Genomic DNA, 12,193 nt, shown 5'->3' with positions numbered 1-12,193 from the left:
CAATCCCGGCACGATCAGAACGCTGGGTGAGACGTGTTTCGGCTTGGATGTCTCGGTGCGCTGAGACGTCAACTCATCCTGCGCGGCCGTCCGACAAGGCGGCCGCGCAAGGCGCTATGGAGAATTCTCAGCCGCGCCGGTGCTGGGCGGCGACATCGACGCGGATCGCCGGTCGGGTCGCCTTGAATGCGGCGACGGCGGCCGCAGCGAGATCGGAAACCGAGCCGGAACCGCTCGACATCAACTGCAGGATGATGCGCCCGAGGCGATCGCGCGCCTCGGTCTCGAGCTCGGTATCGAGCCTCTGGTCATGCCCCAATGCGGCCCAGGCTCTGGCCTGGACGGCTTCTGCGACGAGAAGTTCCTGGGAATTCAGGACACCGGGAAAGCGGAAATTGGGCGTAGGCATGGGCGATTCGAACATGGCTGGGCAACCGATATAGGGTCCCCGAGGTTCCCGGCAAGGCATGCGGAATTGCAGCCATGACCTGGGCAACTGCCGCGATGCGCCGCCGGCCCTTGCTTGCGGCGGCTTCCGCCGGCCAGAGTTTCGCGTCAAGCCAGTCGATCCGAGGACCAGCCCGATGCCCCTTCCCGCCTCTGCACGCGTCGATATCGAGCGCTTCTGGACGACGATCGAACGCTCGGGCGAGATCGGCGTCGGACGTCCCGGCGGTCTCTCGCGCCTCGCGCTCGGCGATGCCGACAAGGAGATGCGCGATCTGTTCGTCGCCTGGTGCCGGGAGGCCGGCCTGACCGTCCGGGTCGATGCGATCGGCAACATCTTCGCCCGCCGCGCCGGCAAGGACGACTCGCTTCCCCCTGTGATGATGGGCAGCCATCTCGACACGCAGGTGAATGGCGGCCGCTTCGACGGCATCGCCGGTGTCCTTGGCGGGCTCGAAGTCATCCGCACGCTGGATGCCATCGGCCACCGCACGCGCCGCCCGCTAGAACTGGTCAACTGGACCAATGAGGAAGGCGGCCGGTTCTCGCCGCCGATGGTCGGCTCCGGCGTCTTCACCGGCGTCTACACGCTCGACTGGGCGCAGAAGCGCCGCGACGATGACGGCAAGTCGATGGGCGAGGAGCTTCAGCGCGTAGGCTATGCCGGCGAGGCTCAGGCCGCCCCGCCGCCGCTCGACGCCTATTTCGAGTTTCATATCGAGCAGGGTCCGATCCTCGACCGCGAGGGCTTCCAGGTCGGCGTCGTCACCGGCGGCTACGCCAGCACCGGGACGATCGTCGAGTTCCGCGGCGAGACCGCCCATACCGGCCCTTGGCCGATGGAAAAGCGCCGCAACGCCCTGGCCGCGGGCGCGCGGCTGCTGACCGCCGTCGACGATCTCGGCTGGGAGTTCGCCGGCAGCGGCGGCAAGGCGACGGCAGCGCGCCTCGTCGCCTGGCCGAACAAGCCGGGCATCATATCGGACTGGGCGCAGGTGACCTGCGATGTCCGCCATGCCGACCCGGAGGCCGCTGCCGTCATGGCCGAGCGCATGCTGCGCGCCGCCCATGAGGCCGCCGCCCGCGCCTCCTGCGGCATCGAGATTCTCGACACCTGGCGCTGGGGCGGCAAGGTCTTCGCCGAGGAGATGATCGGCCTGGTCCGCGAAACCTCGCTCGGTCTCGGCTACCGCACGCGCGACATCCTCAGCCAGGCCGGGCACGACGCCTATTTCCTTGCCCGGCATACGCCGAGCGCGATGATCTTCGCGCCCTGCAAGAACGGCATCACCCACAACAACAACGAGCTCAGCACCCGCGAGGATCTGGAACCCGGTCTCAACGTGCTGCTGCGGGCCGTGGTGGCGCGAGCCGATCGCTGAGGGGCAGCCCTTGCGATCACATGAACAATCAGTCCAAATTGGACTTATTGTCCAAAATTGACTTGACCCTGCCGGCGGAGAGCTTCACAGATCGCGAGTGACGCCCGGCTCATGCGACGGGCACCGACGCCGCATCGGCCGGAGGCTTTCGTGAAGTTCGACATTTTCCAGATGGAGCGGAACCAGACGCTCTTCGAGAACGACGTCGAGATCAACCTGACCGAAAGCGGCGTCCACCCCTGGGCGATCGAGGATATCCTTGGCGAAGAGGCCGCGCGCGACCTGCTCAGGCAGCCGCTCGGCTATGGCTGGACCGACGGCCGGCCGGACCTGCGCGCCAACATCGGCTCCTGGTATCCGGGCGCCACCGCCGCTAACGTGCTGGTGACCAATGGCTCGTCGGAGGCGACGATGATCGCCCTGATGGCGCTGTTCGAGCCCGGCGACGCGCTCGTGTTTGCCCTGCCCAATTTTATGCAGATCGACGGCCTCGGCCGCGCGCTCGGCTTCGATATCCGCAGGCTCGAACTCTCCGGCGAGAGCGACTGGCAGATCGACCCCGCGCGCCTCGCCGATATCGCGGCCGGTGCCAAGGCCATCGCCGTCACCAACCCCGCCAACCCGACCGGCAGCGTCCTTTCCGCTGCTAGCCGCGCGGCGCTCGTCGAGGCCGCGAAGCGTAATGACGCCTGGCTGATCGTCGACGAGATCTATCGCGGCGGCGAGATCGACGGCGCGGAGACCGAAACGCTCTGGGGCACCTATCCCAAGGTCGTCATCACCAGCAGCCTGTCGAAATCCTTCGCCTGCCCCGGCCTTCGGCTCGGCTGGATCGTCGCATCGCCGGACGTCGTCGCGGCAGCCGCCGAGCGGCAGGACTACACCACCATCGGCAGCGGCATCCTCAGCCAGATACTAGCGGCGGAGGTCATGCGCCCGGAGACGCGCGGGCGCCTGCTCTCGCGCGGCCGCGATCTGCTGCGCACCAACGCCGATCTCGTCGGCCACTGGATGGCGCGGCACAACGACTGGTCCTGGCGTCGCCCGGAAGCCGGCGGCATGGCCTTCCTGCGCTATCCCCTGGAGATGTCGTCCGAGGACTTCTCGCAGAAGCTGCGCGAGGAGGAGAGCGTCTTCGTCGTCGCCGGAAGCTGGTTCGGCATCGAGAGCCACATCCGCATCGGGATCGGCGTGCCGACCGAAACGCTGCAGGAGGGTCTGGTGCGGCTGGATCGTTTTCTGGGGCGGCACAAGGGCTGACAACGGCCCTGCCGTCATTCTCGGGCTTGAACCGAGCATCTCCTGCCGCAGGAGGCTCCTGCGCCTCGGTTTCCAGAGATTCTCGGGTCAAGCCCGAGAATGACGCCCTGCCCTGTTCACGGGATAGCCGTTCAGCGCGCAATACCGTCCAGCACCACCCGCGCGATCGCGATGTCCTGAACCGCGAGCCCGGTCAGGTCGGCGATGGTGATGTCGCGATCGGAACGGCGAGCGGGCGCTTGTCCAGCCAGCACGGCCCCAAGCTCGACGCAATCGCTTCGGCCGATCAGCCCGCCGGCCGCAGCCGCAGCGAACTCGCCATGGTCGAGGCTCTGTTCCAGCGAATCCGCGATCCGGATATCGGCGCGCGCGACCAGCGCCGTCTCCAGCTCCTGCTTGCCCGGCGCATCGGCCCCGAGCGCAGTAATATGCAGCCCCGGCCCGATCCACTCATCGCGGATGACCGGTTCGGCAGCCGGCGTCGTGGTGATCAGCGCATCGGATTGCGCGCACAGCGCCTCCAGATCGGCCATCGGCTCGACGGCGATGCCATCCTTTGCCAGATCGCGCCGCAATGCCTCGAGCCGGTCGGGCGAGCGCGCCCAGGCGGCGAAGCGCGGCTCGCGCTCACGCAGCAGATGCGCGGCGGCGCGGATCTGGAAGCGCGCCTGCGTGCCCGCACCGACGATCCCGATCCGGCACGCATCGGCCCGCATTCCGGCCCGCGTCGCAATGGCGCCCGCCAGCGCCGTCCTCAGGTCAGTCAGCCAGCCCTCGTCGCGCAGGATGGCGACGACCGCGCCGGTCTCGGCCGAGAGCGCGATCATCATGCCGCTCGTCGTCGGCAGCCCCTTGGCGGGGTTGTCGTAGAAGCCGGTCGCGATCTTGACCACGAAGATCGGATCATCAGCGATATGGCCGAACTTGATATGGCAATCGCCGTTATGCGCGGGAAAGCCGAGATAGCCGACCGGCGGCATCTGCACGCGCCCCGCCGAAGCCGCCCTGAACCCGTCCTCCAGCGCCACGAAGGCCCGGTCGAGATCGACGGCGGCCTCGATCTCGGCCCGCGTCAGATCAAGCATCCGGCGATCCGTTGGCCTGGTTGAGGTAGTTGTAGACGGTGGCGCGCGCGAGCCCGAGGATACGCGAGATATAGGCGGCGGCATTGCGGCCGCCGAAAGCCCCGTTGGCGGCGAGATCGGCGACCAGCTCGCGCTTCTCGGCACGGCTGAGATTGGTCACGGCCAGGCCCCGCGCCTGCGTCCATTGCTGCACGAACTCGTTGATGCGCTCGTGCCAGTCTTCCTTGAACAGCGCCTGCGGCTTCTCGGTGCCGGCCGGCACGGTCGCGAAGGCGGAGAGTGTCTGCATCAGCGCATGGAAATGCGAGACGTCGACATTGATGCAGAGCACGCCGGCAGCCTTGCCCCCGGCCGAGAGCACGACGCTGATCGATTTCAGCCGCCGCCCGTCCCAGTTCACCTTCTCATAGGGGCCGATCGTCGTCTCGTCGGGATCGAAGCCGATCTCGTCGAGCAGCGAGGGCTCGCCCAGCACGCGCTGCGAAAAGTTCCCGGCGATATGGACGACGCTCTGCGATGCCAGATCGTGCAGCACAACCTCCGCATGCGGCCGGAACAGCAGCGCGACCGCATCGCAGATCGGCACGTAGGGAGCGAGTTCCGGCGTCATGCTCGACCCTCCGGCGCGTCAGCGCGGCTGCGATTTGAGATAGTCGCTGAGCCGCTCGAGCCCGGCCGAGAGATGCTCGCCCGGCGCGCCGATCCCGATGCGGATATAGCCGTCGAGGCCGTAGACGTCGCCCGGCAGCAGCATGATGCCGCGCTCCTCGCGCAGTCGATGCACCAGCTCCGTCGAGTTCATCGAGTGGCTGTACTTGATGAAGGCCATGCCGCCCGCCTTGGGCGGCACGAAGGAGAAGAACTCCTCGTTCGCCTTCACCCAGCTCGTGAGCAATGCGAGGTTTTCCCGGAGGATGGTCTTGCTCCGCTGCAGGATCTCGGCCCGCTTGGCCGGCTGGACGACGATACGCGCGATCTGCTCGCTCAGCGCGCTGGTCGTGATCGAGGTGTAGTCCTTGTTCTGCCAGGCCGTGTAGATATCCGCGGCAGGCCCGACCAGCCAGCCGATGCGCAGGCCCGGCAGCGCCATGGCCTTGGAGAGCCCGCTGGTGATGATCGCCTTCTCGTAGAGATCGGCGAAGCTCGGGGGCTCATCGACCTCGAGCTCGGCGCCCTTGTAGACCTCGTCGGCATGCAGGTAGCAGCCCTGCGCCCGGGCGATCTCGACGAGCGCGTCCATCGTCTCGCGCGAGAGCAGGCTGCCGGTCGGATTGTTGGGATTGCAGATCGTCATCAGCTTGGTGCGCGGCGTGATCGCCTTTCGAACCTCGTCCAGATCGGGCGTCCAGCCCAGCTCTTCGCGCAGCTTCACTTCCTTCACGGTGGCGCCGATCGCACGCGCCCAACCCCAGATCTGCAGGTAGTTCGGCGCGAAGACGATGATCTCGTCGCCGGGCTCGATCAGCGACATCACCATCAGGAAATTGGCTTCGGCCGAACCGTTGGTGACGATCACCTCGTCGGAGCTGCGGTTGCGGTAGAGCTTGGCGATGTCCTCGCGCAATTCGACCGCGCCGTTCGTCCAGCCATAGCCGAGCTCGACATCCATGAGCGTCGCGCGCTGCTCGGCGCTGAGCAATTCGTTGAGCGAATAGGGATGGACGCCGCTATCCGAGAGGTTGAACTCCACGGTGTTCTCGTAGAGCGACTGGATACGCTCCAGGCTGAATTCTTCGATCTTCATGCTGCCCATCCCGTGGCGGCCCGGCCGGCCGCAGCTCTCATGCGAGTATGATGGGCGTGATTTGGACGTCAAGGTCAATTTTGGAATTTACAGTCCAATCTCCGATTGCTATCCCTGCATGGCCTCGTCACAGCTGCTCCCGGAGAGCCTCATCATGTCCGACCAGACCCCCGGCGCCAACAAGATGTGGGGCGGGCGCTTCACCTCCGCCCCGGCCGAGGTGATGCGGCGGATCAACCCCTCGATCGGCTTCGACTACCGGCTCTACCGGCAGGACATCGCCGCATCCAAAACCCATGCCGCGATGCTGGCCCGCCAAGGCATCATCGCGAGCGCCGACAACGAGCGCATCCAGGCCGGGCTCGACCAGATCCGCGGCGAGATCGACCGCGGCGAGCTGAAATTCAGCATCGACCTGGAGGACATCCACATGAATGTGGAGGCACGCCTCAAGGAGATCATCGGCGAGCCGGCCGGGCGCCTGCACACCGCGCGCAGCCGCAACGACCAGGCCGTCACCGATGTCCGTCTCTGGATGCGCGACGCTATCGACGGGCTCGACGGTGCGGTCCAGGAGCTTCAGCGCGCGCTGATCGAGCGGGCGAGCGAGCATGCCGAGACGATCATGCCCGGCTTTACCCACATGCAGGTCGCTCAGCCCGTGACCTTCGGCCACCATTTGATGGCCTATGTCGAGATGTTCGGCCGTGATCGCGAGCGGCTAGCCGGCGCGCGCGAGCGGACCAATGTCTCGCCGCTCGGCGCCGCCGCGCTGGCAGGAACCGCCTTCCCGATCGACCGACAGTTCACGGCGGCTGAGCTCGGCTTCGCCCGGCCGACCGAGAACTCGATGGATTCGGTCGGCTCGCGCGACCACATCTGCGAATTGCTGTTCTGCTGCTCGATGCTGGCCGTCCATCTCTCGCGCATCGCCGAGGAGATCACGCTCTGGTGCAGCGACGGCTTCCGCTTCATCGCGCTGTCGGACGCCTTCACCACCGGCTCCTCGATCATGCCGCAGAAGCGCAACCCTGATGCCGCCGAGCTTGTCCGCGGCAAGACCGGCCGCGTCGTCGGCTCGCTCACCGCCCTGCTGATGACGATAAAAGGCCTGCCGATGACCTTCATGAAGGACATGCAGGAGGATAAGGAGCCGATGTTCGACGCGCTCGAAACCGTCGAACTCTGCGTCGGCGCGACCATCGGCATGGTCCGCGACCTGACGGTCCGACCCGAGAACATGCGCGCCTTCCTCGATCGCGGTTTCCCGACCGCGACCGACCTCGCCGACTGGCTGGTGCGCGAGGTCGGCATGCCCTTCCGCGATGCCCATCACGTCACCGCCCGCATTGTAGCGCTCGCCGAAGCCAAGGGCTGCACCCTGCAGGCGCTCGACCTCGACGCCATGCGCTCGGTCGATCCGCGCATCAGCGCCGCGGTCTTTGAGGTGCTGGCGCCGGAGCATTCGGTCCGCAGCCGCCGCAGCTATGGCGGCACCGCGCCGGATACCGTGCGCGAAGCGATCGAGCGAGCGAAGCAGCGCTGGCTGACGGACGACGATCGGTGAGCACGATCGAAGACGCGGTCGCGCCGCCGCCTTGACTGAAGAAAATCGCGGCCGCAATGGCAGAAGCAATCCTCCTCGCGGAGGATATCGTCGCCGGTCCTTTCGCTGATAACGCGACGTCGGTCAGGCCGACGTGAACGGTTCGACGCATCCCCCGGCAGGCCAATGGGCTCGTCAAGGGGGACGGCTGGGAGATTTGAGATGAAGCATGACTGGTTGCGCGACATCGCGAATGATTTCGGTGTCGTCGGCGCTCTCCGACAGCTCGGTGGCGAATACGATCTCAACTTCCGTGGCCGGACCGCGCAGGGTGACGTGATCGTCAAGGCGATGCGTCCCAGCGGCGAGCCCGCGCTCGTCGACCAGCAATGCGCAGCGATCAGCCACGCGCTCGCCGCCGATCCGACGCTGCCGCTGCCACGGCTCCTGCCGGCCGAAGGCAAACGCTTCTGGCAGAACGTCGCGGACACTGAGGGCCGCCAGCGCATGGTCTGGGTCCAGCGCGCCTTCGAGGGTATCCCGATGGGCGAAGCCGGGCCGCAGCCGCCCGCCGTCCTCTCCGAGTTCGGCGCGCTGACCGCGCGGCTCGATCTCGCCTTGCGCGATTTCAAGGTCACGGCTTCGCCCGATGCGGCGAAATGGGACCTGACCCAGGCGGGCTGGATCAAGCCGCATCTCGATGTGCTCGAAGGCCCACGTCGCGCGCTCGTCGCGGCGATCGTCGCCGCCTACGAGGCCTTGCAGCCTGCTCTCGACCAGTTGCCTCGGCAGACCCTCCACAACGACCTCAACGACTTCAACATCCTCGTCCAGCCACGCCTCGGCGAGCCCACGCGCATCAGCGGCCTGATCGATTTCGGCGACATGACCACCGGCCCGCGCGTCTGCGAGATCGCCATCGCCGCCGCCTATGCCATCCTCGACCACGAAACACCGGAAGCGGCGCTCGCCGCCTTCGTCGCCGGCTATCACGCCGTCTCAGCCCTGAGCGCCGAGGAGATCGGGCTGATCTGGCCGCTCGTCCGGATGCGGCTGGCCGTCAGCGTCGTCAATTCGACGATCGAGGCCAGGGGCCGCCCGGACGATCCCTATGTCACGATCTCGCAGGCGCCGGCCTGGCGGCTGCTGGAGAATCCGGCCATCGACGGCGAGTTGATGGGTGCTCGCCTGCGCAATGCCTGCGGCCTGCCGGTCACCGACGCAGCCGGCCGCATCGCAAGCTGGATCGCCGGACAGCGCGGCAGCTTCGCGCCTGTGCTCGGCCGCGCGCTCGACGGCCTGGCGGTCGGCTCGCTCGCCGTCGCCGAGGCCACGGTTCCGCAGAACCCGTTCAGCATGCGTGCTGACGAGGCCCGGAACCTCGGGGCGGCCATCGGCATCGCCTCCGAATGGTGGCTTGGGCAGTATGGCGAGCCGCGGCTGGTCTACACCGACAAGGCCTTCCGCAAGGGCCCCTGGCTCGCCTCCAACCGCCGCACGATCCATATGGCGGTCGATATCTTCGCCCCCGCGGGTGAGCCCGTCCGCGCGCCGCTGGCCGGCCGCGTCGCGCTGGCCGAGAACCGCAAAGGCCATCTCGACTATGGCGGCGTCGTCATTCTTGAGCATCGCACGCCCGAGGGCGACGTCTTCCACACGCTCTACGGCCACCTCGCCGCCGATGGCGCCGCGAAGCTGAAGCCCGGCCAGGAGATCGCGGCAGGCGAGGCTTTCGCGAAGCTTGGCCCGGCCGGGGAGAATGGCGGCTGGGAGCCGCATCTGCATTTCCAGCTCGCGCTGACGCTCGACGGCATGGGGCACGACTGGCCAGGCGTCGCCGATCCCGACGATTGGGCGCTGTGGCAGGCGATCTGCCCGAACCCCGCCGCACTGCTCAACCTGCCCGACGAAGTCGTCGCCTACCGCGCAATCGACGAGGCCTCGCTGCTCGCCGAGCGCAGGGCCCGCTTCGGCGCCAACCTCAAGCTCAGCTACAGCAGGCCGATCACCTTCCTGCGGGGCTGGCGCCACCATCTCTTCGACGCGATGGGCCGGCCCTATCTCGACGCCTATAACAATGTGCCGCATGTCGGGCATGCCCATCCGCGCATCCGGAAGGTGGCTATGGACCAGCTCGCGCGGATGAACTCCAACACGCGCTACCTGCATCCCGCGCCGATGGCGCTGGCCGAGCGGCTGACTGGGAAGCTGCCTGGAGAGTTGGAAATCTGCTTCTTCGTCAATTCCGGCTCGGAGGCGAACGAGTTGGCCCTACGCCTCGCTCGTGCGGCTAGCGGCGGCTACGACATCGTCACGCCCGATCACGGCTATCACGGCAATACCACCGGCGCGATCGACATCTCCGCCTACAAGTTCAACAAGCCGAACATGGGCGGCCGCAAGCCCTGGGTGCAACTCGTCGACGCCGCCGACGACTATCGCGGCCGCTTCCGCCGCGACGATCCCGACCGGGCGCTGCACTATGCGCAGCAGGTCGACGGCGCGCTTCAGGCCATCTCGGAACGCGGCGGCAAGGTCGCCGGCTTCATCGCCGAGACTTTCCCGAGCGTCGGCGGCCAGATCATTCCGCCCCCCGGCTATCTCGCGGCCGTCTACGAGCGCATCCGCGCCGCCGGCGGCATCTGCATCGCCGACGAGGTCCAGACCGGACTCGGCCGCCTCGGCGACTATTATTTCGGCTTCAAGCAACAGGCCGTGCAGCCTGATATCGTCGTGCTCGGCAAGCCGCTCGGCAACGGCCACCCGATCGGCGCGGTCATCACCACCCGCGCCATCGCCGAGCGCTTCGCGGAGGGACCGGAATATTTCTCGACCTTCGGCGGCTCGAACCTGTCCTGCCGCATCGCCTCGGAAGTGCTCGACATCGTCGAGGAGGAAGGGCTTTCGGCCAATGCCAAGGCGATGGGCGACAAGCTGCTCGCCGGCATGCGCGAGCTCGCCGAGCAGTACCCTTGCGTCGGCGACGTCCGCGGCATCGGCCTCTTCCTCGGATTGGAGCTGGTCACGAATCGCGAGACGCTGGAGCCCGCGACCGACGCGGCGGCCCATGTCATGAACCGCCTGCGCGACATGCGCATCCTCGTCGGGCGCGAGGGGCCGGCCGACAACATCCTCAAGATCCGGCCGCCTCTGACGGTCGGCGCGGACGATGTCGAGATGATCCTCGACCGGCTGAATATCTGCCTGCGCGAGGTCGAGGCCTCGCGCTGAGAGACAAAGCCCTGGCTCAGCCTTCCCGGAGGCTGCGGCCGCGATGCGGCGGGGACGGCAGGAAGTCGAGCTTTTCCTCGATCACGGCGCCGTCCTCAGAGACGATGGCGAACCAGCGGCGGTTGCCGCAATGCACGGAGAGCCGCCAACGGCCGTGATCCTCGGCCTCGCCGCGCTCGACACGGCTGGTCACGAGGCCGCGGCGCTGCATGCCCAGCCATTCCGCGGACGACCAGCCGAAGCGGGCCGCGATCCGCTCCGCATCGATCACGAAGGCGCCGCTGGCATCGCGGACGACCGGAAAACCGGCCGGGTCAGTTCGCTGTTGCTCCATCGCCGACTTCCCCATGCGAAGCCGAACGCGGCGGCATGACCCGCAGCGTCTCGGCCAGACACAGGAAGAGATGGTAGAGGACGCGGCTCGGCAGCGATACCGGCAAAGGCTGGCCGGCACGGTCGAGCTGGTTGTGCCAGAGCCCGGTCCGCGCATCGACGAAATGACGGAACATCAGCTCGACATGGCGCGGCAGGCTCGCCGCCGCGTCCTCGTCCGCAGCGAACTCGACGCGGGCACCGAGCGCCTTGATGAATTCGGTCTGCGGCCAGAGCAGCTTCGTCGGCGCGACGATCCTACCCTCGGGGTCCACGCCATCCAGCACCAGCGGCGGATAGGCCGGGTCGCGGTCGAGGCCCTGCGCGAGCCCGAAGCGATAAAGCCCCTCCGCAAGCGCGGGCGCCTTCTCCCAACCGGTCAGCCGATGGTGATGGTGCAGCAGCCAGACCCATTCGAATTGGTGACCGGGCTCGCGCAGCCGTCCCGGATCGCCCGCGACAGGCTGCCAGTCCGTGTCGAAGAACTCGCCGAGCGTGCCATTGCTGTCGATGAAGCGCTCGGCCGCGAGCCGGACGATGCCGTTGGCCGCGTCGTACCAGCGCTGGTTTTCGGTCGCTTCCGCCAGGGCGTGGAAGGCTTCGAGCAGATGCATATGCGGGTTCTGGCGGCGCGGCAGCGTGCCGAGATCATCCTCCGCATAGCCGCCGAGCGGAGCGGCGAGCTCGCTTTCGATCAGGTCCATCGTCGCCCCGGCGAGGCGCAGCGCAGACGCGTCTCCGGTGGCCCGGTGATAATGCGCGCAGGCGAAGAGCACGAAGGCGAGATCGTAAAGGTCGCGGCGCGCCAGGCTTACGGCTCCGTCGGGCCGGAAACGCTTCGGCACATAGCCATTGGTTTCATGCGCCTTCAGCAGGAGCGCGAAGCCGTGCTGCGCGGCCTCCAGCGCCGCTTTGTCTCCGCTCAGCCGGGCAGCATGGCTGATGGTGTAGACCAGCCGCGCCGTCGTCAGCGCGCTGCGATCCGGTGCCGCAACGGGTTGTCCGTCCGGCGCGAACTCCTCGATGAAGCCGCCGGCCTTGCGATCGACCGAACGGTCGATCCAGGCCGGGATCAGCGTCCCATGAGTCCAGCGCTGCAGGCCGGCAGGCGACAAATCGGGCATGG

At 67.4% G+C, this 12,193-nt stretch carries 10 protein-coding genes; 4 read left to right on the top strand and 6 right to left on the bottom strand.

The features are described 5' to 3' along the window. Window positions 1-127: 127 nt before the first annotated feature. Window positions 128-409, bottom strand: a complete 282-nt coding sequence (locus tag AC2FAN_RS20975; RefSeq protein ID WP_485176157.1) for a hypothetical protein — start codon at window positions 407-409, stop codon at window positions 128-130. A gap of 175 nt (window positions 410-584) precedes the next feature. On the opposite strand from AC2FAN_RS20975, the gene AC2FAN_RS20970 reads away from it, so the two are divergent. Both AC2FAN_RS20970 and AC2FAN_RS20965 read left to right on the top strand, forming a co-directional pair. Next, window positions 585-1,829, top strand: coding sequence for a Zn-dependent hydrolase (locus AC2FAN_RS20970; RefSeq protein ID WP_485176156.1), 1,245 nt, complete (start codon window positions 585-587; stop codon window positions 1,827-1,829). 150 nt (window positions 1,830-1,979) lie between these two features. Continuing rightward, complete coding sequence (locus tag AC2FAN_RS20965) at window positions 1,980-3,089, top strand: aminotransferase class I/II-fold pyridoxal phosphate-dependent enzyme (protein ID WP_485176155.1); 1,110 nt, start codon at window positions 1,980-1,982, stop codon at window positions 3,087-3,089. A gap of 131 nt (window positions 3,090-3,220) precedes the next feature. On the opposite strand, the gene AC2FAN_RS20960 is transcribed toward AC2FAN_RS20965, so the two are convergent. Genes AC2FAN_RS20960 through AC2FAN_RS20950 form a run of 3 tightly spaced genes read right to left on the bottom strand, consistent with a single transcriptional unit; the run spans window position 3,221 to window position 5,918 of the window. After that, window positions 3,221-4,174: an ornithine cyclodeaminase family protein gene (locus tag AC2FAN_RS20960; protein WP_485176154.1), complete on the bottom strand. Its 954-nt coding sequence runs from the start codon at window positions 4,172-4,174 to the stop codon at window positions 3,221-3,223. Continuing rightward, a complete protein-coding gene (locus AC2FAN_RS20955) occupies window positions 4,167-4,784 on the bottom strand; it encodes a helix-turn-helix transcriptional regulator (protein ID WP_265050293.1) in 618 nt (205 codons plus the stop codon). Before AC2FAN_RS20955 ends, AC2FAN_RS20960 begins: the two co-directional genes overlap by 8 nt. Before the next feature lie 18 nt (window positions 4,785-4,802). Then, the gene (locus AC2FAN_RS20950) at window positions 4,803-5,918 is read right to left on the bottom strand and encodes an aminotransferase class I/II-fold pyridoxal phosphate-dependent enzyme (protein ID WP_265050294.1); all 1,116 of its coding nucleotides are present in this window, start codon (window positions 5,916-5,918) and stop codon (window positions 4,803-4,805) included. 154 nt (window positions 5,919-6,072) lie between these two features. Here AC2FAN_RS20950 and argH point away from each other — a divergent pair, with 154 nt between their 5' ends. Both argH and AC2FAN_RS20940 read left to right on the top strand, forming a co-directional pair. After that, the gene (argH, locus tag AC2FAN_RS20945) at window positions 6,073-7,485 is read left to right on the top strand and encodes an argininosuccinate lyase (protein ID WP_485176153.1); all 1,413 of its coding nucleotides are present in this window, start codon (window positions 6,073-6,075) and stop codon (window positions 7,483-7,485) included. Window positions 7,486-7,686: 201 nt separating this feature from the next. Further along, a complete protein-coding gene (locus tag AC2FAN_RS20940) occupies window positions 7,687-10,695 on the top strand; it encodes an aminotransferase class III-fold pyridoxal phosphate-dependent enzyme (RefSeq protein ID WP_485176152.1) in 3,009 nt (1,002 codons plus the stop codon). A 16-nt stretch (window positions 10,696-10,711) separates the two neighbouring features. Here the strand turns inward: AC2FAN_RS20940 and AC2FAN_RS20935 are convergent, their stop codons facing one another. Both AC2FAN_RS20935 and AC2FAN_RS20930 read right to left on the bottom strand, forming a co-directional pair. After that, complete coding sequence (locus AC2FAN_RS20935) at window positions 10,712-11,029, bottom strand: DUF6522 family protein (protein ID WP_485176151.1); 318 nt, start codon at window positions 11,027-11,029, stop codon at window positions 10,712-10,714. Continuing rightward, the gene (locus tag AC2FAN_RS20930) at window positions 11,010-12,191 is read right to left on the bottom strand and encodes an AGE family epimerase/isomerase (RefSeq protein WP_485176150.1); all 1,182 of its coding nucleotides are present in this window, start codon (window positions 12,189-12,191) and stop codon (window positions 11,010-11,012) included. Before AC2FAN_RS20930 ends, AC2FAN_RS20935 begins: the two co-directional genes overlap by 20 nt. Window positions 12,192-12,193: the final 2 nt, after the last annotated feature.

Source organism: Allobosea sp. RIT-PG3_2 (assembly GCF_057321085.1).
The sequence above is the reverse complement of the archived record's forward strand: the minus strand, read 5'-3'. Positions and strand labels throughout refer to the sequence as shown.